This window comes from Collinsella sp. BM28 (assembly GCF_054551995.1).
Window position 1 is genome coordinate 1,110,310 of sequence record NZ_JBTOLJ010000001.1, and the last position, 23,303, is coordinate 1,133,612.

General features: G+C 61.7%; 16 protein-coding genes, 1 tRNA gene and 1 pseudogene. 1 reads left to right on the top strand and 17 read right to left on the bottom strand.

The window, feature by feature from the left end:
- Positions 1–73: 73 nt before the first annotated feature.
- The 5 genes and pseudogenes from ACX9NZ_RS04845 to ACX9NZ_RS04865 all read right to left on the bottom strand — a co-directional run bounded on the left by ACX9NZ_RS04845 (position 74) and on the right by ACX9NZ_RS04865 (position 5,234).
- Entirely contained in the window at positions 74–1,363 is a 1,290-nt protein-coding gene (locus ACX9NZ_RS04845) for a dihydroorotase (protein ID WP_407495450.1), read from the bottom strand.
- A complete protein-coding gene (locus ACX9NZ_RS04850) occupies positions 1,347–2,291 on the bottom strand; it encodes an aspartate carbamoyltransferase catalytic subunit (RefSeq protein ID WP_118653694.1) in 945 nt (314 codons plus the stop codon). Before ACX9NZ_RS04850 ends, ACX9NZ_RS04845 begins: the two co-directional genes overlap by 17 nt.
- Positions 2,292–2,294: 3 nt before the next feature.
- The gene (pyrR, locus tag ACX9NZ_RS04855) at positions 2,295–2,873 is read right to left on the bottom strand and encodes a bifunctional pyr operon transcriptional regulator/uracil phosphoribosyltransferase PyrR (protein WP_118653695.1); all 579 of its coding nucleotides are present in this window, start codon (positions 2,871–2,873) and stop codon (positions 2,295–2,297) included.
- 234 nt (positions 2,874–3,107) lie between these two features.
- Positions 3,108–3,686, bottom strand: a pseudogene (locus ACX9NZ_RS04860) (C39 family peptidase); the annotation flags it as partial.
- 189 nt (positions 3,687–3,875) lie between these two features.
- A complete protein-coding gene (locus ACX9NZ_RS04865) occupies positions 3,876–5,234 on the bottom strand; it encodes a LuxR C-terminal-related transcriptional regulator (RefSeq protein WP_407495454.1) in 1,359 nt (452 codons plus the stop codon).
- 992 nt (positions 5,235–6,226) lie between these two features.
- Here ACX9NZ_RS04865 and ACX9NZ_RS04870 point away from each other — a divergent pair.
- A tRNA-Asn gene (locus tag ACX9NZ_RS04870) sits at positions 6,227–6,301 on the top strand.
- Positions 6,302–6,471: 170 nt separating this feature from the next.
- Here the strand turns inward: ACX9NZ_RS04870 and rpoD are convergent.
- The 12 genes from rpoD to ACX9NZ_RS04930 form a co-directional block, all read right to left on the bottom strand.
- Positions 6,472–7,815, bottom strand: a complete 1,344-nt coding sequence (gene rpoD / locus ACX9NZ_RS04875; protein WP_118653698.1) for an RNA polymerase sigma factor RpoD — start codon at positions 7,813–7,815, stop codon at positions 6,472–6,474.
- Positions 7,816–7,906: 91 nt separating this feature from the next.
- A complete protein-coding gene (gene dnaG, locus ACX9NZ_RS04880) occupies positions 7,907–9,961 on the bottom strand; it encodes a DNA primase (protein WP_294123638.1) in 2,055 nt (684 codons plus the stop codon).
- Positions 9,958–11,043 carry a riboflavin biosynthesis protein RibF gene (gene ribF, locus ACX9NZ_RS04885; RefSeq protein ID WP_294123636.1) on the bottom strand — a complete coding sequence of 362 codons (1,086 nt, stop codon included), beginning with the start codon at positions 11,041–11,043 and terminating at the stop codon, positions 9,958–9,960. Before ribF ends, dnaG begins: the two co-directional genes overlap by 4 nt.
- Complete coding sequence (truB, locus tag ACX9NZ_RS04890) at positions 11,040–11,990, bottom strand: tRNA pseudouridine(55) synthase TruB (protein WP_118653700.1); 951 nt, start codon at positions 11,988–11,990, stop codon at positions 11,040–11,042. The genes ribF and truB overlap by 4 nt, the downstream gene beginning before the upstream one ends.
- Positions 11,991–12,084: 94 nt before the next feature.
- Complete coding sequence (locus tag ACX9NZ_RS04895; RefSeq protein WP_118653753.1) at positions 12,085–13,053, bottom strand: DHH family phosphoesterase; 969 nt, start codon at positions 13,051–13,053, stop codon at positions 12,085–12,087.
- A gap of 37 nt (positions 13,054–13,090) precedes the next feature.
- Positions 13,091–13,507: a 30S ribosome-binding factor RbfA gene (gene rbfA / locus ACX9NZ_RS04900; RefSeq protein ID WP_118653701.1), complete on the bottom strand. Its 417-nt coding sequence runs from the start codon at positions 13,505–13,507 to the stop codon at positions 13,091–13,093.
- Positions 13,508–13,851: 344 nt separating this feature from the next.
- Positions 13,852–16,548: a translation initiation factor IF-2 gene (infB, locus tag ACX9NZ_RS04905; RefSeq protein WP_407495459.1), complete on the bottom strand. Its 2,697-nt coding sequence runs from the start codon at positions 16,546–16,548 to the stop codon at positions 13,852–13,854.
- Between the two features lie 79 nt (positions 16,549–16,627).
- A complete protein-coding gene (gene nusA, locus ACX9NZ_RS04910) occupies positions 16,628–17,911 on the bottom strand; it encodes a transcription termination factor NusA (protein WP_302742805.1) in 1,284 nt (427 codons plus the stop codon).
- 1 nt (position 17,912) lies between these two features.
- Positions 17,913–18,407, bottom strand: a complete 495-nt coding sequence (locus ACX9NZ_RS04915) for a ribosome maturation factor RimP (protein ID WP_294124011.1) — start codon at positions 18,405–18,407, stop codon at positions 17,913–17,915.
- 137 nt (positions 18,408–18,544) lie between these two features.
- Positions 18,545–21,133, bottom strand: coding sequence for a leucine--tRNA ligase (leuS, locus tag ACX9NZ_RS04920; RefSeq protein WP_407495462.1), 2,589 nt, complete (start codon positions 21,131–21,133; stop codon positions 18,545–18,547).
- Positions 21,134–21,613: 480 nt separating this feature from the next.
- Complete coding sequence (locus ACX9NZ_RS04925) at positions 21,614–22,753, bottom strand: hypothetical protein (protein WP_330006391.1); 1,140 nt, start codon at positions 22,751–22,753, stop codon at positions 21,614–21,616.
- A gap of 186 nt (positions 22,754–22,939) precedes the next feature.
- Entirely contained in the window at positions 22,940–23,296 is a 357-nt protein-coding gene (locus ACX9NZ_RS04930; RefSeq protein ID WP_317440625.1) for a hypothetical protein, read from the bottom strand.
- Positions 23,297–23,303 lie beyond the last annotated feature (7 nt).

Sequence of the window (23,303 nt, forward strand, 5' to 3'; positions counted from 1 at the left end):
GGTGCATGGTCAAGATGTACGCGCGGCCCCGCAATGACAAATCGAGGGGCCGCGCTATGCAGATACAGCTATCTTAGCAAACGACGCCGTTGGCGAGCGTGCGCTTTCCACCCACGAAAACATCCGTGGCGCGACCGGTGAGCTCAGCGCCCTTGAATCCGGAATTCTTGGCGTGGCTGACGAAATCGTCCTCAGACACGGTCCAAGCGACATCGGCATCGAAGACGGTGAGGTCGGCGACGCTGCCCTCGGCGATCGTGACCTGATCGAGCCCGAGGATCTTACGGGGCTCGATAGCCATGAGCTCGACCATGCGGGCGAAGGTGATCTTGCCCGTCTTGACCAGGTTGGTGATCACCAGGCCGAGCGCGGTCTCGAGGCCGGTCATGCCGAACGGAGCGAGCTCGAACTCGCGGGACTTCTCCCAATCGGAATGCGGGGCGTGGTCGGTCGCGATCGCATCCACGGTGCCGTCGATGACGCCCGCGATGAGTGCTTCGGCGTCGGCGGCGGTGCGCAGCGGCGGGTTGACCTTGAAGCACGTGTTGTAGGTTCCGTCGATGGCATCCTCAGTGAGGAACAGGTGATGCGGGGTAGCCTCGCAGGTAACGGGCAGACCCTTGGCCTTGGCGGCACGCACCATATCCAGGCCCTTGGCGGTGGAGATGTGCTGGATGTGCAGCTTGGCACCGGTGAGCTCGGCGATCATGATGTCGCGCATGATTTGGAGCTCCTCGCCTTCCGCCGGCCAACCGAGCAGGCCCAGGCGCGTGGAGACGGCGCCCTCGTTGATCTGGCCATCGCCCACAAGGTCCTCATCCTGGCAGTGGCTCATGAAGACCTTACCGAACATCTGGCCGTAATCCATGGCGCGGCGCAGCATGCCGGCGCCCTGGACGCCATGGCCGTCGTCGGTGAAGGCCACGCAGCCATGCTCGACCATATCGCCCATCTCGGAGATGATCTCGCCTTTGAGGCCCTTCGTCATGGCACCGGAGGGGTACACGCGGCAGTGGCCCTTGGCGGCGGCGACGGACTTGATGTACTCGACCACGACGCCGTTGTCGGTCACGGGCTTGGTGTTGGGCATGGAGCACACGCCGATGAAGCCACCGCGCGCGGCAGCGGCGGTCTCGGACTCGATGTCGCCCTTGGCCTCAAAGCCGGGCTCGCGCAGATGCACGTGCATGTCCACCAGACCGGGGACGAGATACTTGCCGGTAAGATCGATGACTTCGGCAGCATCGCACGTGAGGTTCTCGCCGACAGCGGCGATCTTGTCGCCCTCGACGAGCACGTCTACACATCCGTCAAGCTCGACGGCAGGGTCGACGACGTGGGCATTCTTAAGAAGCAAGGCCATTATCGGCACCTCCAAGCAGCAGATACAGGGCAGCCATGCGCACGCAGATACCGGCGTACACCTGGTCGAGGATGACGGAGCGCTCCGGATGGTCGGGCATGTAGGAGTCGAACTCGACGCCACGGTTGATCGGGCCGGGGTGGCACACGATCGCATCGGGCCTCATGAGGCCCTCGCGGGCCTTGGTGAGACCGTAGAGGCGGTGATACTCGCGCTCGCTCGGGAACGGCGCGCCCTCAAGGCGCTCACGCTGGATGCGCAGCATGTAGACGACGTCAAGATCGGGAAGGACATCGTCGAGGCTGTTCGACACATGGTCGGCGCCCAGGATGTCGGGACGGGGCGGCATGAGGGTGTTGGGACCCACGGCCGTGACCTCGGCACCCATGATCTTGAGCGCGGGGATGAGGGAGCCGCACACGCGGGAGTGACCGATATCGCCCACGACGCCCACCTTGAGGCCGTCGAAGCTCCCCTTGCGCTCCCAGATGGAGTACAGGTCGAGCAGCGCCTGGGTGGGGTGGCCGTGCTTGCCGTCACCGGCGTCGATGACGACGGCAGGGCTCGCCTGGCTCACGATGTGAGGCGCACCGGCGTGCTTGTCGCGCACGACGATGCAGTCGATCTTATAGGCGTCGAGCGTCATGACGGTGTCGATGAGGCTCTCGCCCTTCACCGTGGAGGTGGAGGAGCCGCCAAAGTTCAGCGTGTCCGCGGAAAGACGCTTCTCGGCCAGCTCGAAGGAGCTGCGGGTGCGCGTAGAGGGCTCGTTGAACATGTTGACGATGGTCTTGCCCTTGAGGGTCGGAACCTTCTTAATGGTGCGCTCATTGACCTCGGAGAACGCCTTGGCGGTCTGCAGGATCGTCATGAGCTCGGTATCGGAGTACTCGGAGATGTCGATGAGGTGCTTGTGGTTGTTGAACACGGATTACTCGCCTCCCAGCGGCGCGGAGCCAACGTGGCCACCCGGCGCGACGTCGAAGATCTCGACGGCGGAACGGCCGTCGACCTCCTCAAGATACAGACGGACGTTCTCCTCGTGAGAGGACGGGACGTTCTTACCCACGAAGTCGGGGCAGATGGGCAGCTCGCGATGGCCGCGGTCAACGAGGACGGCGAGCTCGACGCGGCTGGGGCGACCCAGGTCCATGATGGCGTCGAGGGCGGCGCGGATGGTGCGGCCGGTGTAGAGAATATCGTCCACGAGCACGATGCGCTTGGCATCCAGGTTGAACGCGATGTCCGTGGCGTGGACCGCAGGAGCGAAGTTGGTGAGGTAGTCGTCGCGGTAGAAGCTGATGTCGAGGCTTCCCAGCGGGACGCGCACCCCCTCGATACGCTCGATCTCGTCCACGAGTTTCTTTGCGAGCAAATCGCCGCGGGTCACGATACCCACAAGCGCGAGGTCCTCAACGCCCTCGTTCTTCTCGACGATCTCGTGCGCAATGCGGGTGATGGCGCGGTTGATCGCGGTGTCATCCATGATGACGGCCTTAGGTGAAGACATGCTCTCGAACTCCTTCCTTACACTCTTGACCTGCGACAATTGCAGGTCAAAAAAATAATGCCCGACCGCTTGGCGTGCGAGCATCACAGGAAGGCATATATGCTGGGCGCGGGCGCCCCGCTTGATGGTCCTTGTGGTATCTCGTACGCACTTAAAGGTCTTTGTCCATTGTACACGGTATGGCGGATGTCGAACATGGTGAATAGAATTTCGCGCGGAGCGCATAAAATGCGAAGATGGCGACCTGTGGGTGCCCGTGGTGGAAAAGCGCGGTGACTCGAAATCCGTCGTGATCCACGTGAGCACGGGGTACCCACGTTCGACAACCGTTGCGACCTCATCGAAGGAGCACCCGGTGAGCTCAACGCCGTGGAGTGGCGCATCCACGGCAGCCGCATACGCATCTGCGCAAACTACCACGGCGGGCGGCATGGCGCTGCCGGAACTCCGCACGTCGCCTGCAAAATGGTTGACGAAATCGCTCCACGTGGGGTCGGTCGGCATGTACGTGTCTATGAGCGCGGAAGGCTCAACCGAATACCCCATCGAACGCAGACACATTGCGAGCGAGAACGCCTCGCATCCCGATGGAAACTCCGGGTTTTGGTACAGCGGCGCGACGATGAGCTCCTGCGAACGCCTGGGAAACTCCTCTAGACGTGAGGATGGCCCTCCAAACACGAAGCTAATTTCCCATGCACATGCAGCGGCCAAGCACATCGCCAAAAGCATCAACAGTGCACATCTTTTGCGTCTAGTGTGCTTGCGCCTTGGCCTACCAGCACGACACCCGCCATTGAGCAATTCAGACATCCGATGGCCTTCCTTTCCCCGTGTTTCCTCGAGCGCGGCTCATGCACGCGCATCGCGGTCATACGTCGACAAGGAACATAGGAGTCGCGAACGGCTTCGTCTGCCATCAAAGGATATGAATACGCCGTGTGCGCCTGATGACAGGCGCGCACGGCGTGGAAACACTCGAGAAGGACATTGTTCAGTGCCTTAAAGCCCCGCATCCCTTCGCAGCAAAGCAACAAGCTGGGCGCGACGATGAACGCGTAGCAGTCGATAGGCGGCATCCCGGGCGGAGTTGACGGTGCCGATTGAATAGCACATCGCGCGGGCGATCTGTGGGCCCGACTCCCCCGCGACGATACGCAGCGCAACTTCAACCTGGACAGAGTTGAGGCCTCGACCTGCAAGGTAACTCTCCAACCGAGAACGATCCGCATTGTGAGAAGCGAGGAGCGCCGCGGCATCGCGCTCATTACGGGCATCAGCAAGAAGCCGAACACCCGCCCACACGGTCAGAAGCATCAACAAGGTCAGACAGGTGACAATCACCACGAGCATCGCGGTTCTGACATCGCCCATGCCGCTCGCCGGTACGACATCTCCCATGGACGCGTATCCTCCGAAAACCACATCTCTAAACTGAGCATATGAGAGGTCGGCGTACACATTCGTCACCTTGCCACCGCCGAGGATGCCCGCCACCCCAAACAGCGCACAGAGTGGCAACCCACGAGCCGACATCCGCACCGTGTTGCGTAAAGACAATGCGAGCAGGTAGATTACAAGCACGGACGTGCCAAAGAGGGCGACGGACGCTTGCCCTGATTCCGCAGCGAACACAACCACCAGCGTGCCGCTGAGAAGCTGGCGCGTGGCCCCCACCCCTTGGGAGCGTAGCCCTCCAACGCACACAACGATGATGCATCCGAACAGTGGCATCATGAGCGGTGCGAAGCTGAGCGGCGAGGCCGAGCGCCACACCTCCTCCCAAGCAATGCCGATCATAAGGGAAAGCAGCGCCAAGTAGACAACATGGAGAACGTCAAGCGTCACGCCCGGAGACGTGGGGGCGACGGGAACAGACGATATTGCCGCCCCTCCGGCATCGTGATGACACATCCAAGAGATGGACGAGGAGATTGCACAGAGCGCGATGGACACGATGGCAGCGCAGCCCAAAAATCCCGGAATTGCCGACGCGAAGACGATCTCGCATAGGACTCCCCACGTGGCAGCTCGAGCCTGCCGGGCGACCAGCTCGCGTGCTTCTGCGAGCGAGGCGACCTCCATTTTGCGGTACGCACGTTGCTGATACGCACGAACGGTCGGAGCCTTGATACCCAATCGCTCCGCGATGGCAGCGGAGGTCATCCCATCCAGCGCAAGGAGAAGGCACACTGTCTCGCGCTCCGTCAGGTGGTACGTCTCAGCCAGTCGCTCATGCCGCCGCTCGTCTCCCTCGTCCAACTCCAAAGACGATTCGTCGGCTCCGCTTTCCACAACTTCTTGTCCCGTATGCCGCCAGACCACAAACACGCAGGCGATCACCGCCACAACCAGAACCATGCACAGACCATAGGAGGCAAGCTCTCCAAATGGCCCCCTTAGAGGAATCGCACACGAAGCCGCATAGGAGGCGACTTCGCCCGATGCATATGAGCCCAGCAGGGCGCATGCGTAACGCCGTGATACTCCCGTGGGACTTCCAACACCAGGCCGCGCAATTCGAACGACCCACATGCCGACGCCTATCACGGATGCCACGAGCCCCAAGCTCGCCATCGGATTCCCCACAACCTGCGTTCCCCACAAAGCCCCACATGCAAAATGGGGAAAGCACCACATCATGGCGAGAGGCCGTAAACATCCGATGCAAAAGAACAACGCCGGCACCATGCGCATTCGACGCGCGTCAAAAACACGGGAGACGCCCGATGGTCCCGCATCGTCACGTCCCCCGCACCCCTTCGCAAGGATAATCCCCTCCCAAGACCAGCATGCAGCGGAAATTGCAGACGCAATGAGGCAGATGAGGCGCCCATCAAGCACATAGGGCAGCTGGCCCATTAGGAAACCCGCGAACACCTGCACCAGACAAACATGTCTACCTCCATATGAGACGAACACATCCAAGCAACTACAGCTTGGCGAACGCTCATCTTCGAGCGCCGAGGAAATCATCACCCGTTGGTAGGGCGGCTGTCTGTAGTCAACGGATATGAATCAACCGATGACATGCCCTACCTTACGTTTGTCGCCAATATAGATAAAGGTTACGCGTCGCTGAAATCACGCGCAATATCGACCTTTCGACAGATTCAGGCCCTTCTCCTTGTGAACAGCGCGGCAGAATGCACAAATGCGCAGCGCACGGCATCAAAACCCTACAGCTATTCATCGATGCGCAGGCACAGGCATCAGCAAGGCCATCCACGGTTCCTGACCATGGCCCATCCACGGCTCAAAAACTTTTTTAAAATTGGGGCTTGCGTCACGCGGGACGTTCCGTATAATTAACTTCGTTGCTCAGGAGCACAGCACGTGAGCAGCTTGACAATTCCTCGATAGCTCAATGGTAGAGCCCGCGGCTGTTAACCGCGTTGTTGTAGGTTCGAGTCCTACTCGAGGAGCCAGAATTTTCAGACCCGCGTTCTCGCGGGTCTTTTTGTATACAGATGAGCCACCGCAATCCCTCCCCTGCGATCACGGGAGTCGGGGCCCTCGCCCGCCAGGACAAGTACGAAAAGCGCCCCTTGGAGCACAGGGCTCGCAAGGGGCGAAAAGAACGCGCTCTCGTATTGACTTAGCAGTTCTCGAGGTAATCCTTGAGCTTGCTGGAGCGGCTGGGGTGACGAAGTTTGGCCAAGGTCTTGGACTCGATCTGGCGAATGCGCTCACGCGTGACGCCAAACTCGCGGCCAACTTCCTCAAGAGTGCGCGGATGGCCATCGACCAGGCCAAAGCGCAGCTCGATAACCTTACGCTCGCGTTCAGCCAAGCCATCGAGCACCTGCGTGAGCTGCTCCTGCAGCATGGAGAAGCTCGCGGCATCGGCGGGAACGACCGCTTGGGCGTCCTCAATGAAGTCACCCAGCTGGGAGTCCTCCTCCTCACCAATGGGCGTCTCAAGCGACACGGGCTCCTGAGAGATCTTCTGGATCTCGCGCACGCGATCGGCGCTCATGTCCATCTCGGCGCCGATCTCCTCGGGGGTCGGGTCGCGACCGAGATCCTGAAGCAGCTGACGCTGCACGCGGACGAGCTTGTTAATGGTCTCGACCATATGGACCGGAATACGGATGGTGCGGGCCTGGTCGGCGATTGCGCGCGTGATGGCCTGGCGAATCCACCACGTGGCGTACGTGGAGAACTTGAAGCCCTTCTCGTAGTCGAACTTCTCGACCGCGCGAATCAAACCGAGGTTGCCCTCCTGGATGAGGTCGAGGAAGAGCATGCCGCGACCCACGTAGCGCTTGGCGATGGACACAACCAGGCGGAGATTCGCGGAGATGAGCGCTTGCTTGGCGTCCAAACCCACCTGCTCGACACGCATGAGGCGGCGCATCTCGGCACGGGTGAGCTCGAGCTCGCCAGCCTCCTGCTTTTCGAGCTTGTCGGCAGCGTCCAGGCCGGCCTCGATCTTCATGGCCAGGTCGACCTCTTCGGCGGCCGTCAACAGATCGACCTTGCCGATCTCCTTAAGGTACATGCGAACCGGGTCACCCGTCAGCATGACCGTTGAGGCGTCGATGCCGCGAGCGCGCGAACGGCTGCGCGTGGTGCGCACGGTACGAGCCTTCTTCTTCGATTTAGTCGAGGCCATCTCGGCATCCGCGCGCTTAGCCATTTTAAGGTCATGGTCCTCGTCGCTCTCGTCCCCGTCGAGATCCTCGTCCCTCATAACGTCGTGGTCGTCATCGTCCACAACCAGCTCGGACTCATCGTCTTCGGTGGCAGAGACGATCTCGACGCCGCGATCGCGGAGGAATTGGTAGATAGAGCTCAGCTGTGCATCAGTTACATCGACATCCTTGAGGGCAACCTGAATCTCGTCCTCAGTGACGGAACCGGACTTCGAGCCGAGATTGAGCAGCTTTTCGATGGTCGCGTCCAGCGCGGATTCAGTGCTTTGAGTCTTTCTTGGCACAGATGCTCCCTTCTTAGCACATAGGATTCATTACTTTACCACGGTTCTATACCCAATTGTGCCAGAAGATTGCGCTTTTCTGACAATCTCGTTATTGCCGGAAGGGGTCGGCTATCCCCTCAACGGCCCGCTCGAGCTCTCGAATGCGCGCGGCATCCCGTGTTGCCTGGATGGCGAGCTCCCTGCGCTCATCGCTCGAAAGCGAGCTGTTGGACCGCAGGCGCGACTGCGCGGCCTTCATGCGACGACGTGCCGTGTACAGTTCGAGCGTGTCGAGCAGGAAGGCGATGTTTGTCTCTGTAGGATGCCTGCTCGTCGCCGAGATCATACCGGCCGACACGAGCTGCGCCGCCTCGGGGCACACCGCGCGTGCGGCCGACATGACCTCAGCGGCACCCGTGCCCTCGGGCGTTGCGAGAACAGACCAGGCTATCGTCTCGTTGCGGGAATCGACCCATTCAACCTCGGTGATGCGTTCCGCAAACGGCCTGAACGCGTCGGGGTAGGTGGTGAGCATGGTCAGCAGCTCACGCTCGCAGGCGAGCTGACGGCGCTCGAGGTCGGTGAGCATGGATAGCGCCGCGTCCTCGTTGCGCGCGGGTGGTTCCGCACCAACGACATCGGGAGCATCCGGAACGTAATCGTACGGTGCGTCTTCATAGAACGGCTCATCATATGGCGGATAGTCGACGGCGGAGGTGGCTCCAGGAGCGGCAGGCGCACTCCCGACGGACGCAATCGTCTCACTCCCGCGCGCGCGAGGCGCTCCCCCGCCCTCGGCACCGATACGTTCACGCTCCGCCTGCGCGCGCTCGCGTTGCTGCTCGCGACGGCGATTGGTCTCCTCGCGCTGCTGAACCTCGCGAAACACCTTGCCGGCGTTCGAGCGAATCATTTCAACGTCGAGTCCCAGGCGGTCGGCGATCTGCATGTAATAACCGTCGATCATGTAACTCGCGCGCAGCGGGTAGATGAGCTCGAGCGCGGAGCGCATAGCCTTGGCGCGACCACCCGGTGTGGAGATATCGCTCTCCTCCTCGAGCTTTCCAAAGACGAAGTCCATGAGCGGGATGGACTGATCGAGAAGCGCCCGCAGGGCCTCGCCGCCGTTTGCGCGTACGAAGTCATCGGGATCCTGACCATCGGGCAGGATGACGCAGCGCAGGTCGATGTCGTCCTTCTCGATGAACCGGATCGCGCGGCGAGCCGCCTTTTGCCCGGCGGCGTCGCCGTCGAACATATAGATGATCTTCTTGGTGAAGCGCGTAAGCGTCTTGACGTGCGATTCGGTGAGCGCAGTCCCCAGCACGGCCACGATGTTCTCGATACCCGCTTTCCAACAGCTCATCGCACTGATATAGCCTTCGACCACAATGACCTCGTTCGCGTTCACGATGTGATCTTTGGCCCAGTTGAACCCATAGAGGTTCTTGCCTTTGTGGAAGATGGGCGTCTCGGACGTGTTGAGATATTTGGCGTTCGTCTTCTCCTTATCGAGCGCGCGACCGCCGAACGCGATGCACCGACCCTGCTCGTCGTAGATAGGAAAGATCACGCGGTCGAAGAAGCGGTCGACAAGCCCGCCGCTGCGACTGCGGAACGCCACATTGGCATCGATCATCTCCTGCGGCGTAAACCCCTTGGACCCCAAATAGCGCACGAGCGCGCCATGGCCGGGCGCAAACCCCAGGTGGTACGTGCGACAGGTGGCGGCATCGAGGTCACGTCCCTTGCAGTATGCGCGACCGCGGTCGTCTTTACCCCGCATGAGCAGGGTATGGTAGAACTCGGCGGTCGCCTCGCAGACCTCGATAAGGCGATTGCGCTTGGTGCCGGAACGCTTGAAGGTGCGTTCCTCCTCGAGCTCGATGCCCGCGCGATCCGCTAGATATCGAATGGACTCGGGAAAACTCAGGTTCTCACGCTTCATGACGTACGTGAACGCGTCGCCGCCCTCACCGCAGCCAAAGCAATGCCACACCTGCGTGGAGGGGATCACGTGGAAGGAAGGCGTCTTCTCGCCGTGGAACGGACAGCAACCCCAGAGGTCGATGTTGCCGCGCGGCTTGAGCTCGACGGTCTCTTGGATGAGCGCGACGAGATCGGTCGCGTCACGTACCTTGTTCTTGTCGTCCTCAGAAATCATGCGATCCTCACCGGCGTCGTACCATAATCTGCCGCAATCTGTGCGATATCCCCCTCAACCGCCCGGATAAGCGCGTCAATGGACTCGAATGAACGCGAGGGACGCACCATGCGATCGAACGCGATGGAGACCTCCCGACCGTACAGGTCACCGTGATAGTCAATTAGATTGGCCTCGAGGCGGGCGGACGCGGCGGAGTCGGCAAACATCGGGGGCACGCCGGCGTTGATCGCGGCGGGCCAGACCTCGCCTCCAACACGCGCGAATCCCGCGTAGACGCCATCGGCGGGCATCTGTATGTCCGCTTGGACCTCGATATTGGCAGTGGGAAATCCCATTCCCGTGCCCTCTCCGCGCCCCGGCGCAACAACACCGTGCACGTAGAACCGTCGTCCGAGCTCACCGGCGGCGGCCACGACGTCACCCGCGGCGATCAGGCGCCGGATGCGCGTGGCCGTGATGGGTGCGTCGCCATCGATAAGCAGCTCGTGACCCGTAACCTCAACACCGCGATTCGCACCCCAGGCACGAATGACATCGACGGTCGAGGCGCCACGTGCGCCAAGGCGAAAATCGACGCCAACGTGTATCGCGCGGATGTCCACATACGGAGCGAGGACCTGCTCAAAAAAGGCCACATGATCGAGGGCGGCAAGCTCGCGCGTGAACGGAACGACCACCACACCCGTGCCCGACGCCCTAAGGGTTTTGATGCGATCGGCGATACTCAGGAGCTTGAGTGCGGGACGCTTACCCACCACCTCATCCGGATCGGGGTCGAACGTGACGGCAATGGCAGCAACCCCACGCTCAGCTGCATCACGACGCGCGCGGGAAAGCAGGCCGAGATGACCCCGGTGGACACCGTCGAACGCCCCGATGGCAACGACGCACGGCACGGGCGTCGCTGGCGAAGCATCGTCACCCACACGTATAACGGTTGTATGGCTACCGCTCACGTCGGCATCAGAGGCAAGGGGGGCGACGAGAAAGTCGCGCGCGAGCTCTGCACGCGCGGGCATGTGCGCCCCGGGCATGTGCGCGCCCGTATGCGATGAAGCCGCGTCCTGTACGCGCGTCATTGCGCAACACCTTCGATACCCTGGGGAAAGACCGTCTCCATGCGTAGGCTATCGCCCTCTGAGCTCGCGATGGCGCGCAGTTGGCCGCCGTGTGTGAGCGCGCACGGAGTGTCGATGGGAACATCGGCCGGGCGCCCAAGAGAGCCTCCCGCAAAGTGGTTCGGTATCGCGCGACCATTCAGAACGGCAGCAAGCTCGGCATCGCTGAGCGTACGCACGGGCATGCCGAGCACGACGGCGGGATCGAGCGCGGCGGCGCGAGCACCTTCGCACGACAGGTCCTCGATGCGCAGGCACATGCCAGCCGTAACGGGACCCGAGGCGGTACGGCGCAAGTCGGAAATGTGGGCGGCGTTGCCCGCAGCGCGGCCGATGTCGCGCGCAAGGGAGCGGATGTACGTCCCCTTGCTCACATCAAACGAAGCCGTCCAAACAACATGGCCGTCGACCTCGTCTATCGCCACGAGGTCGGCAGCATACACCTCGATGGTGCGCGCTGGGAGATCGACATCCTCCCCAGCCCGGGCTCGTTTGTACGATCGCACACCGTCGATGGAAATCGCGGAGTACGCCGGCGGGACTTGCTCCTGCTCACCGAGAAAATCCTTGAGGATGCTCGAGGCGAAGAGCCGAGAACTAAGATCGTCCGTTGCGGGAGCAGTGCGCGTGACCTCTCCTTCCGCATCGTCGGTCGTGGTCTCGGCCCCAAACGTGATGCGCGCGAGGTATCGCTTGCGGTCAAGGGTGACACGCCCCAACAACCGCGTCGCCTGGCCTACGCCCACGATCATGACGCCTGAGGCAAGCGGGTCAAGGGTTCCGGCATGACCCACGCGGCGCTCGCCCAGGGCGCGACGCACCTTGGACACAACGTCGTGAGAGGTGATACCCACCGGCTTATCGACAGCGAGCAGGAGATTGAGCTCGCTCGGCTTGCGCTTCGCCATGCGATCCTCACTTTCTGGCGAATATGTTCACGTGTACGCAAGGGGCATGCGCATCTCGCGCCCATCCCCTTGGTCGTGCTTTGTGTGACGAGCCCTAAGCGAGAAGCGCCTCCAGCTTGGGGAGCACCGTCTCGGCAGCCTCGGCAACCGTTCCATGGAAGGTGAATCCCGCTGCCGCGGCGTGCCCCCCGCCGCCGAGTTCGACGGCGATTCCGGAGATGTCGAGCTTGCCCTTCGAACGAAGGTTGCCGCGCACCACACCCGGCTCGCTCTCGCGCAAAAACAGGCAGAGCTCAGATCCATCAACCTGACGCACGATATCGACCAGGCCGTCGCATTCCGCCGGCTTGACACCGCATTCGACAAGATCGCTGGCAAACGCGTAGCTGTAGGCAACGCGACCGCACGCGTGCGTCTCGATACGGCTCATCACGATCGACTCGAGATGCAGATACTCAATGCGCTGGCTCTGGTACACCTCGAGGGCGATCCGTGCCGGCTGGGCACCGGCGTCGACCAGACGAGAGGCGCAGGCAAACGCCGAGGGATTGGCGTTTTGATACTGAAAGCGCCCGGTGTCGGTCATCAAGCCCGTCAAGAGACACGACGCGATGTCAGGCGTGCAGGGCCACCCCGCAGCATCGAGGAGCTCGTACACAAGGACTGCGGTCGCGGCAGCCGACGTCACGCGCACCGTGACGTCGCCGAACTCTTCGCGCGAGGGATGATGGTCGATCACCACGCGACCGCGAGCCTGCTTAGCCACCGCAGCGGAATCCTCAAGACGCTCGAGAGTGGGAACGTCGACCGAGATGAACAGGTCGTACGCCTCCGCATGCCGAACAGCGGGCTCCAGCTCCCCGGCAAGGGGCAGAAAGCGGTATATGCGCGGGATGGAGCCATCGTCGGCAAGCAGAAAGTCGACGCGCTTGTCGGGAAACTGCGCCCTGATCGAAGCGCCGAGCCCGAGAACCGAGCCGAGGGCGTCACCATCGGGATTCGTGTGCCCCGAGATCGCGATGGTGCGGGCGCCCTCGACGAAATCTATGACACCCGCCCACATATCGGGCGTCGTGCTTCGACCGGAACAAGGCGACGTGCTATTGCTCATCACTCATATCTTTCTCAACATCGGCATCCTCGATGGGATAGCCGAATTCGTCCTTCTCGACGGCGAGGGTCGCGGGGATGTTCTCGAGGGCACGGCTAATCGCCTCCGCCTCGTCGGTGGAGCGGTCGATCTTGAATTGGAGCTCGGGAGTCACACGCCAGTCGAGCGAACGTGCAAGAAGGCTGCGAATTCTGCCCTTGGCCGCGTTAAGGACGTCCAGCACCTCCTCATAGCGATCGCCTTCGCAGCTCACGAACACGCGCGCGAATGAACGGTCCTGGGAGACCTCGACACCCGTGAGCGTCACGAGCTCGAGACGAGGATCGGAGATCTCGAACAAAAGGATATATCCGAGCTTCTCACGCAGCTGCTCACCCAAGCGGCGGGTCATAGGCGTCTGCTTCATACAACACCAGCTCCCCAAAAGGTCTGTGTAGGCTACGAAAGGACAACGCACGCACGCGCACGTTGCCCTCTCATATACCCACGAAGGTTCTTCTCGTTACACACCCTACTCGCTCGTCCTGACAAACCAGATCGTACAAGCAAAGTGCCTCAAGGCTTTTCCAGGTGCCCCAGATTCGGGCGAGCGCAAGAGCGTCCAATCAAAAACGGGATCACCGAGCAAGGCCACCCGGCCTGGGTTTCTCAGGTGCCCCAGATTGCCCTGAAAGAGGAGGGCGCACGCCTTGCGTGCGGCGCCCGACGATTGAAGGGCAAGGTGGGGTGCCTGAGGAAGCCAGTCGCAGGCTACTCTGTCCTCGCGACCTCGACGATCTTGTAGGCCTCGAGAATGTCGCCGACCTTGATGTCCTGGAACTTCTCGATGCCAAGACCGCACTCGTAGCCCCTCTTGACCACATTGACGTCATCCTTGAAGCGGCGCATGGAGCCGAAGGCGCCGTCGAATACCACGACGCCGTCGCGCACGACGCGCACCTTGTCGTCGCGGCTGATCTCGCCCTCGGTGACCATGCAGCCGGCGATGAGACCCGCCTTGGGCACGCGGAACGTTTCGCGAACCTCAGCGGCACCGGTCTGGACCTCTTCCTCCGTGGGCGCAAGCATACCGATGCGGGCAGCGTCGATATCCTCGATAGCCTTGTAGATGATGGAGTAGGTCTTGATCTGGATGTTCTCCTTCTCGGCCGCGTCGCGCGCCTTGGGCTGCGGACGCACGCCAAAGCCGATGATGATGGCGTTCGAGGCAGCGGCGAGCGTGACGTCGGTCTCGGAGATCGCGCCGACGGCGGAGTGGATGATGTTGATACGGACCTCGGACTGATCCATCTTGCCGATGGAGTCCGCGAGCGCCTCGATGGTACCCTGGGCATCCGCCTTGACCACCAGGTTGAGCTCCTTGAGCTCGTTTTGGCTCATCTCGTCGAACAGGGTCTCGAGCGTGACGTGCTTGACCTTGTTCTGCTCCTCGATGCGGGCCTTGAGCGAGCGCTGCTCGGCGAGGTCGCGGGCATCGCGGGCATCCTCAAATACACGGAACTCGTCGCCTGCGGCAGGCACGGAGTTGAGTCCGAGGATCTCGACGGCGTCGGAGGGGCATGCGGCATCCTTGTGCTCGCCATGCTGGTCGAGCATGGCGCGGACGGAACCGTAGCTCATGCCGGCGACGATGGTGTCGCCCACGTGCAGGGTGCCGCGCGTGACGAGCAGGGTCGCGACCGGGCCGCGACCGCGGTCGAGCTTGGCCTCGATGACGGTACCGGATGCGAAGGTGTCGGGATTGGCCTTGAGTTCGAGGACGTCCGCCTGCAGCAGGATGGTCTCAAGCAGCTCGTCGATGCCTTGGCCCTTCTTGGCCGAGACGTTGACGAACATGTTCTGACCGCCCCACTCCTCGGGGATGATGCCATACTCGGTGAGCATCTGGCGGACCTTGTCGGGGTTGGCCTCGGGCTTATCGCACTTGTTCACCGCGACGATGATCGGCACGCCAGCCGCCTTGGAGTGGTTGATGGCCTCGATGGTCTGAGGCATGACGCCGTCATCGGCGGCGACCACGAGCACGACCACGTCGGTGATCTTGGCACCGCGGGCGCGCATGGCGGTAAAGGCCTCATGGCCAGGGGTGTCGACGAACGTGATCTGACGACCGTTGATCGTAACCTCGGAGGCACCGATGTGCTGGGTGATGCCGCCGGCCTCGCCGCTCCACACGTTGGTGTGGCGGATGGCATCGAGCAGGCTCGTCTTGCCGTGGTCGACGTGTCCCATGACGGTGACCACGGGCGGACGCGGCTTGAGGTCCTTGGGATCGTCATAGAAGCTGAAGGAGTTCTCCTCCTCGGCCGTGACGATACGCACCTGGCGACCCAGGTCGTCGGCGACGAGCTCGACGAGGTCGTTGCTCATGGTCTGCGTCATGGTGAGCGGGGTGCCCAGCAGGAACAGGCGCTTGATGATGTCGTTGGCGGAGACGTCGAGGGCCTCGGCGAGCTCGGCGACGGTCACGCCCTCGGAGACCTTGACGGCGTCGAGGTCCTCGGGATTGATGCCCTGAGCCAGAGCCTCCTCGATCTTGCGCTCCTCGGCTGCGGCTGCCGCCTCGGCCTGGCGCTTCTCCTTGCGCTTCTTGCGGCGACCGGAAGACTCGCGGGAAGCCTCTTCCACGGCAGCGCGGGCGTCGGCCAGCACCTTCTCGCGGCTGTACTCCTCCGCCTCGCGAGCCATACGAGCGTAACGATCCTCGCCGTCATGGGTGTCGTGCACGGAACCCTTGCGACCCTTCTTGCCACCCTTGCCGGCTTTCTCAGGCGAGGGCGGGAAGTTGTCGGGCATATTCGCCGCGGGTGCGGAACTGCGGCGGCGGCTGCGCGTCGGAGTCTCCGACCCCTTATCGGATGAGGTGTTCGCACCACGGTTGCCACGACGGCCACCGCGCTCGTTGCGAGACTCGTTCGCGGGCTTTGCAGCCTCGGCTGCCTTCTTCTCCTTGAGCACGGCCTCCTGCTCGGCGATCTGATCGAGCAACGAACGGAAGCGCATACCGGAATCGGAAGCGGGGACGGCGCGGCGCTTGGCCTCAAGCTCCGCCTCACGAGCAGCCTTCTCGGCCTCCTCCTTGGCACGACGCTCGGCCTCCTCCTTGGCGGCACGGACGGCCTCAGCGGCGGCCTGGGCCTCCTGGGACAGGCGGCGCTCCTCCTCGCGACGGGCCTCGGCGGCGAGGCGCTCGGCCTCTTCCTTGGCGGCGGCTTCGCGCTCGGCGGCACGGGCGGCCTCCTCCTCGGCGCGCTTAGCGGCCTCGACCTCGGCGGCGCGCGCCTCGATCACGGGAGCGAGCTGCTTTTTGACCATGGAGACGAAGGCGTCTTCGAGGGTCGAGGACGCCGACTTTGCCGGGATCTTCATCTCTTCAAGGTGGCCCATGAGTTCCTTGGACGTCATGCCGAACTCCTTGGCCAGGCTGGAAATACGGACTTTCGCCATATCTTTCACCTACCTCTCACGCACATCGACGTGCGCATCTTCAATCAAACGGACTCGGTTGCGCGGACGCGCCTGCAGACTAGATGAGGTCCTCGGCGTTCGCGATGGCATCGGAGTCGGCGCCGTCGAGGGAATCGACATCGTGCACGCCGCAGTAGCGAGAGCCGGGACGGGCCTGGTTGCGGCAACGGATGCCGTCCTCGCTCACGTGCGCGCAGCGCTCGGGCTCGAAGTCACCGGACTCCTCGTCAATCAAGTCCTCGACCACGGGCTCGGGAGCAAGCGGGACGTTCTTGAGGATGTCGGCGGCGAGGGTCTCGCTCTTGATGTCGATGTGCCAACCGGTGAGGCGCGCTGCGAGGCGGGCGTTCTGGCCCTCCTTACCAATGGCGAGCGAGAGCTGGTCGTCGGGGACGATGACGCCAGCGTAGTTCTTTTCGGGATCGATGAGTACGCGGGTCACCTTTGCCGGGGAAAGCGCGTTCGCCACGTAGACGGACGGGTCCTCGTCCCACAGGATGACGTCGACGCGCTCGCCGCGCAGCTCGCCCACGACAGCGCGGACACGGCTGCCCTTGGGACCCACGCAGGCACCCACGGGGTCGAGACGGTCGTCGAGGGAGTGGACGGCGACCTTGGAGCGCTGACCAGGCTCACGAGCGATGGACTTGAGCTCGACGGTGCCCTCGTACACCTCGGGAACCTCCTGCTCGAACAGGCGACGCATGAGCTCGGCATGGGTGCGCGAGATCACGATCGGCGGGCGGGAATGCTCACCGCGCACCGGAGGCAGCGTGGAGTTGGGGTCACGGACGTCGACGATGACGGCCTTGAGGTGCTGGTTGTGCAGATAACGCTCGCCGTTGGGGCGCTCGTTGCGCTCATCCGGGTAGCGACGCTGGTCAAAGTGGGGCAGCTCGGCCTCAACGCCATCGCGAATCTTGACGATGGTGAAGTCGGGCGTGGACTGCAGCACGGTGCCGTTGATGAGGTCGCCGACGCGGCCGGAGAACTCCTCGTAGATCTGCTCGCGGGCGGCGTTGCGCACGATGGCGTTGATCTCGGCCTTGGCGGTCTGGGCGGCGAGGCGGCTGACGTCCTTGGGCGTGACGTCGATCTCCTCGTACTCGGTGAAGTTGCCCTCCTCATCCATGGAGTCGTCGATGGGCTCGAGACGATACACGTAGATCTTGCCCGTGGCGCGGTCGATGGTGACCTTGGCGCCCCAGTCGAGCTTGAGGACCTTGGCATAGGTCTCGGCCAGGGCCGCCTCAAGACGGTCAAGCAGGTAGAGCTGATCGATGTGCTTTTCCTGGCACAGAAGCATAAGTGCTTCCATCATGGTCATATCGGCGTCTGCCATCTTACTTCCCTTCCTTAACGCCCTTGAAGTCGTAAACGGGCTTCAAAGTGCACTTCTTTACATCGTCATAGGAGATAGTGGCGGCGTCCTCGCCCTCGGGTTGGATGGTCACGGACGCATCGTCGGCGGCCGCGATGACGCCCTTGTACGAGCGGCGGCCCTCCATCGCGGTGGTGGTGAGCTCGACCTCCTCGCCCTGGAAGCGGACGAAGTCGCTGGGACGGCGCAAGGGGCGCTTCATGCCCGGGGAACTCACCTCAAGCGTGTAGGAGCCCGAGATGGGGTCGAGGGCCTCGACGGTATCGGAAACCCATGCAGTCTGCGCGGTGACCTCGTCGAGGTTGATGGGGTCCCCCTCGAGCTTGTCCAGGCGTACGCGGACGCATGGGGCCTTGGTAGCTCCCACGATCTCGACGTCAACCACATCGATGCCGTGCTCGGCGGCGCGGGCCTCCAGGGCGTCGATGATGTCCTGCTCGAGCTTGCTCTTGACCATGCAACACCTCTCCTTCATGAAAAGGGAGCGCGGGCGAACCCGCACTCCCTTCACGTGACAACTTCATTTGCTGCTGCACTATAGCACATCCCCAGCGTATGGGGCAATTTTGCATCGCCGGAGAGCTCTTTTGGCGTCTACTTCACCACAAGATTTACAAGTTTACCCGGCACGCAGATGGCCTTGACAACTGTTTTGCCCTCTATGTGCTTGGCAGCGGCTACCTCCGCGGCTGCCTGCATCGTCGCGGCGTCGGCACCGGCGGGCACCATCACGCGAGCGCGCATCTTGCCGAGCACCTGAACGGCGATCTCGATCTCGTCGGCGGCAGCCTCGGCGGCATCGAACTCAGGCCAAGGGGCGGTGTAGACACTCCCCTCGCGGCCGAGTGCCGCGTGCCAGAGCTCCTCACAGGCAAACGGGCAGATCGGAGCCAGGACCGAGACGATGTCGCAGGCGACGAGTGCGGTGAGGGCGACGTCGCGCTCGGTCGCAGGCACAGCGTTGAGGTAGGCGTTCGCGGCGTTCACGAGCTCCATCATCGCCGAAATCGCGGTGTTGAACTGGCCGCGGTCGAAGTCCTCGGTGCACTTGGCAAGGGTGCGGTGGCGTTCACGGTAGAGCTCGAGAGCGGGCTTGGAAAGCGTCGACTTGTCGAGAGCAGTCGCATCGCCGGCGGTTTTAGCGAGCTGCCACACGGTGCGCCACGCGCGCTTGATGAAGCGGTTCGCACCCTCGACGGCGTTGGGGTCCCAGTCGAAGTCCTTCTCGGGCGGGGCGATGAACAAGATCGCGAGGCGCATCGTGTCGGCGCCAAAGGGCTCGATGACCGAGCTCGGCGGGACGACGTTGCCCTTCGACTTGGACATGGTGTCGCCGTTCTCGTCCTTCACCATGCCCTGGCATAGCAGGTTGGTGAAGGGCTCATCGACGTCGAGCAGCCCCATGTCGCGCAGAGCCTTGGTAAAGAAGCGGCTGTAGAGCAGGTGCAGGATAGCATGCTCGATGCCGCCGATGTAGTTGTCGACCGGCATGAAGCGGTTGGCTGCCTCGCACGAGAACGGGAGCTCGGTGTTATGCGGGTCGGTGTAGCGCAGGTAGTACCAGCTGGAGCAGGTGAAGGTGTCCATGGTGTCAGTCTCGCGGCGGGCCGGGGCTCCGCACACGGGGCAGGTGGTCTCGTAAAACTCGCGGCACTCGGCGAGCGTCTCACCTGCGCCGAGGTCGAGGTTCTCGGGCAGGGTCACCGGCAGCTGGTCCTCGGGTACGGGGACGATGCCGCAGTGCTCACAGTGGATGGCCGGAATGGGATTACCCCAGTAGCGCTGACGGGAGATGAGCCAGTCGCGTAGGCGGTACTGCACGGAGCGGCGTCCGGTGCCGGCGGCCTCAAGGTCGGCCACGATGGCGGCCTCGCCCTCGGAATGCTTGCCGCCCGTCATGCCGGTGTACTTACCGGACTGCACCAGGGTGCCCTCGCAGGTAAGCGCCTCGTCCCAGTCGACGGACGTGACAACCGTACCCTGCTCGGCTTTGAGCTGCTCGAACAGCGGGTCTTCATCGGAAAGGATGATGGGGACGATGGGTAAGTCGTACTTCTTGGCGAACTCGAAGTCGCGCTGGTCGCCACAGGGAACGGCCATGACGGCGCCGGTGCCGTAATCGGAGATGATGTAGTCGGCCACCCAGACGGGGACCTTCGCCCCGGAGACGGGGTTGACAACGTAACGACCCGTGAACGCGCCGTGCTTCTCGAGCGTGCCCTGGGCGCGCTCGACGGCAGAGATGTGCTTGGCGCCCTCGACGACCTCGCGGACGGCCGCCTCGTACTCGGTGCCCTCAACGAGCTCCATGAGGCCCTTGTACTCGGGAGCAAGCAGGAAGAAGGTGTTGCCGAACAGGGTGTCGGCGCGAGTGGTGAAGACGGTGATCTTGCCCTCATCGCCCGGGATGGGGTCGCCATCGGCGTCGCACAGGGTGAAGTCGACCTCGGCCCCCTCGGAGCGGCCGATCCAGTTGGCCTGCATCTGCTTGACGCGCTCGGGCCAACCGGGCAGCTTCTCGAGGTCATCGAGGAGCTCCTGGGCGTACTCGGTGATCTTGATGTACCACTGCTCGAGGTCGCGCTTCTCGACCTCCGAGTCGCAGCGCCAGCAGCGGCCCTCGGTCACTTGCTCGTTGGCGAGCACGGTCTCGCACGTGGGGCACCAGTTGACTGGGTTCTTCTTGCGATACACCAGGCCGCGCTCCCACAGCTTCTCGAAGATCCACTGGCCCCAGCGGTAGTAGTCGGGGCTGCAGGTCTTCACGAGACGGTCCATGTCGTAGGAGAAGCCCATACGCTTCATGGTGGCGAGAGCCTGGTCCATGTTCTTGTACGTCCACGCGGCGGCCTGGGTGTTGTGCTTGATAGCCGCGTTCTCGGCGGGAAGGCCGAATGCGTCGAAACCGATGGGATGCAGCACGTCATAGCCGCGCATACGGGCCTGGCGGGCCATGGCGTCGCCGATGGTGTAGTTGCGGGCGTGGCCCATGTGCAGGTCACCCGAAGGGTACGGGAACATCTCGAGGACGTACTTCTTGGGCTTGGTGGAATCGGTGTCCACAGCGAAGAGATTCTGCTCCTCCCAGGACTTCACCCACTTTTCCTCAATGGCCTGCGCGTCGTAAGCCGGGATCTCCCCCGCCGCGCGACCGGCGTGATCGTGCTCGTGGCAATCGCACATGGTTGGCTCCTATCGTTCAAGCGCCGGGGCCGCTCGGGGCCCGCCGCGCCGCGTCGGTAATGTTCAAGAGTTTAGCAGGTCTGCAGCAAGCAAAACTGTTCGATCTCGCGCACCGCACGCTATGGCAAGTCCATGGCAGATCTTTCAAACTCAAACCAAGGAATAATCGACCGCACGCACACCAATCCAACCCGGAATGCTCGCAATATGTGCTGTAAAATCCCCTTGCAGTTAATTGTTGCAGGTTTTATATATTTCGAAGCGCATCTCTAACTTCTTCGACCTGCGCCCTTTATTGATTGCATGGTCAATGTTATTGCTATTGCTTTATATCATTTTACTCTAAGAGATTTTTGCAGCACTTAAGAAACGCGGCGGCACACAAACGCGGCGCATAATATGAGAGATTCGGGGCATAGCAATACTCGCGGGCGTGAACGCGACGAACAGCCGCGCTTGGCGCAGGACGACCGAACGTTTTTACATGCGGGCATTCGCCAGATTCGCACATGCATAATCCGCCAACACAGAATCAAACGATCTAACTACGAACTGCAACCACAGCAGTCGCCTCCGCTCTTGCGTCCTGAGAAGCACCTCCCTGCTCTCTGCAGAATCTTTTGCCCCGCGAAGCAAGGGGCGCGATCGCCTGCCCAGCAATCTCCTCATGCGATCAGCAAGTTTTTCCAAGTACTCAAAACTCATTGCATCATCGGAGGTGATGGTGAAATGGGGCACATCGCGGATTGTGGCCATATCGTTCCTACGCCGAGAATCGAGCATCATCTTTTCCATTCCCGCATGCGTACTTGCCGGGTCGTAATCCACAAACACCATGCGCCGTTCGCCTTTGCGGCTCGTGGAACGTATCGCAATATCGGGATATCGAATCGAGTACCTTGGCTTGCCCCTGCGGTCGCTTCCATCAAATACGCGAACCATCTCGTTGAAGGAAGGGTCCCCCAAATCAAAACCCCCGAGCCTCGCGGGCAGACAAAACATCATTCCCAACGCACATTCTTTTGGAGACCTTGCATGATCGCGGACATGCCTTAGAGCCAAACGCGCCCGTTTAGCTCCCTTGAGGCCATCAGATCTATCCAAGTACCTCGCTATCGAGTTTTGGCTTGCGATTGCGTGACCACCTTCCGAACGGAACACGACGCCGCCCAGCGCAAAGGAATCAAACCGAAAGTCCGAGCAGACGCACATGCCAAAATAAATCGCCGCCAGCGTATCAACCGCCTGGCAGATCTGTAAAAAGGCGAGCTCCGGGCAGCATACCAGCATCTCCGCATCGTGGGCACGGCATGCTATGGGAATCAGACTGCCGGGCGGAATGTCCTGACTGCAACGATGCGGGCGAACCGCAGAACTTCGGCGGAGCGCGCCGTCGCCGATAACCAAAAAGTCAAGAGGACCCTCCAGTCCAATAGTCCACCGCAACTCTTCCACCACCTGGGAATCTGGAGCATCGGACGATGCCGGGACATCAAGATACGGCGCATTGTTGCCCACACGTGGGTCTCGGTGACTCAATAGCCAGTGAAGCGCAGAAAAATGAGAAAGCACATAGGTTTTCATCCGACCATCCCCCCATTGCCCGTGGATGATGTTCATTGTTTCCCAGTGATGCTGCAAAATTCCCTTAAAATGAAAGCAGTGTTGCGAAGGTGCAATCCAACGATGCTACATCCAGTTGCGACCTGCGGAAAGAATACAATTGACCCGTCTTGGATATGTCACCATCGTTCTGTTCATTTACTGCAAGGGATTTTTGCAACAAGTCGTATTGGGGCAAGGAAACTACAAGCAACCCCAGCGCCCAGCCAATTCATGGAAATAGTGATACGCAAGCCCTTTCGCCACATACGTCCTAATCCACGATCCATTATCGAAGTGGTCGTCCCTAAACTGATAACCCAAAATCGAAACTAGCTGGTGGTCGCTCAGGTTCGAAAGCTCCTTCTTGGATGCCTTTCTGAGCGCTATATCATCTTTTCCTATCGATTGATATACAACCCCGTAGTTAACGGGGACAAATCCTCCTCGGTAGGCCAAATCCAGCAAACCATTCAAGCTGTTTTCAAGGCCGTAGGGATCATCCTGCTGTGGGTCATAGAAGCTAAAGCTTGAGCACCACTCTCTCTTCTCCCCTGTCAACTCGACA

What these genes read in the sequence shown, in the direction of transcription:
- ACX9NZ_RS04845 (WP_407495450.1), bottom strand. Translation starts at nt 1,363, where the DNA reads ATGGCCTTGCTTCTTAAGAATGCCCACGTCGTCGACCCTGCCGTCGAG.
- pyrR (WP_118653695.1), bottom strand. Translation starts at nt 2,873, where the DNA reads ATGTCTTCACCTAAGGCCGTCATCATGGATGACACCGCGATCAACCGC.
- ACX9NZ_RS04865 (WP_407495454.1), bottom strand. Translation starts at nt 5,234, where the DNA reads ATGGTTCTGGTTGTGGCGGTGATCGCCTGCGTGTTTGTGGTCTGGCGG.
- dnaG (WP_294123638.1), bottom strand. Translation starts at nt 9,961, where the DNA reads ATGATTTCTGAGGACGACAAGAACAAGGTACGTGACGCGACCGATCTC.
- ribF (WP_294123636.1), bottom strand. Translation starts at nt 11,043, where the DNA reads ATGACGCGCGTACAGGACGCGGCTTCATCGCATACGGGCGCGCACATG.
- truB (WP_118653700.1), bottom strand. Translation starts at nt 11,990, where the DNA reads ATGGCGAAGCGCAAGCCGAGCGAGCTCAATCTCCTGCTCGCTGTCGAT.
- ACX9NZ_RS04895 (WP_118653753.1), bottom strand. Translation starts at nt 13,053, where the DNA reads ATGTGGGCGGGTGTCATAGATTTCGTCGAGGGCGCCCGCACCATCGCG.
- rbfA (WP_118653701.1), bottom strand. Translation starts at nt 13,507, where the DNA reads ATGAAGCAGACGCCTATGACCCGCCGCTTGGGTGAGCAGCTGCGTGAG.
- infB (WP_407495459.1), bottom strand. Translation starts at nt 16,548, where the DNA reads ATGGCGAAAGTCCGTATTTCCAGCCTGGCCAAGGAGTTCGGCATGACG.
- nusA (WP_302742805.1), bottom strand. Translation starts at nt 17,911, where the DNA reads ATGGCAGACGCCGATATGACCATGATGGAAGCACTTATGCTTCTGTGC.
- ACX9NZ_RS04915 (WP_294124011.1), bottom strand. Translation starts at nt 18,407, where the DNA reads ATGGTCAAGAGCAAGCTCGAGCAGGACATCATCGACGCCCTGGAGGCC.
- leuS (WP_407495462.1), bottom strand. Translation starts at nt 21,133, where the DNA reads ATGTGCGATTGCCACGAGCACGATCACGCCGGTCGCGCGGCGGGGGAG.
- ACX9NZ_RS04925 (WP_330006391.1), bottom strand. Translation starts at nt 22,753, where the DNA reads ATGAACATCATCCACGGGCAATGGGGGGATGGTCGGATGAAAACCTAT.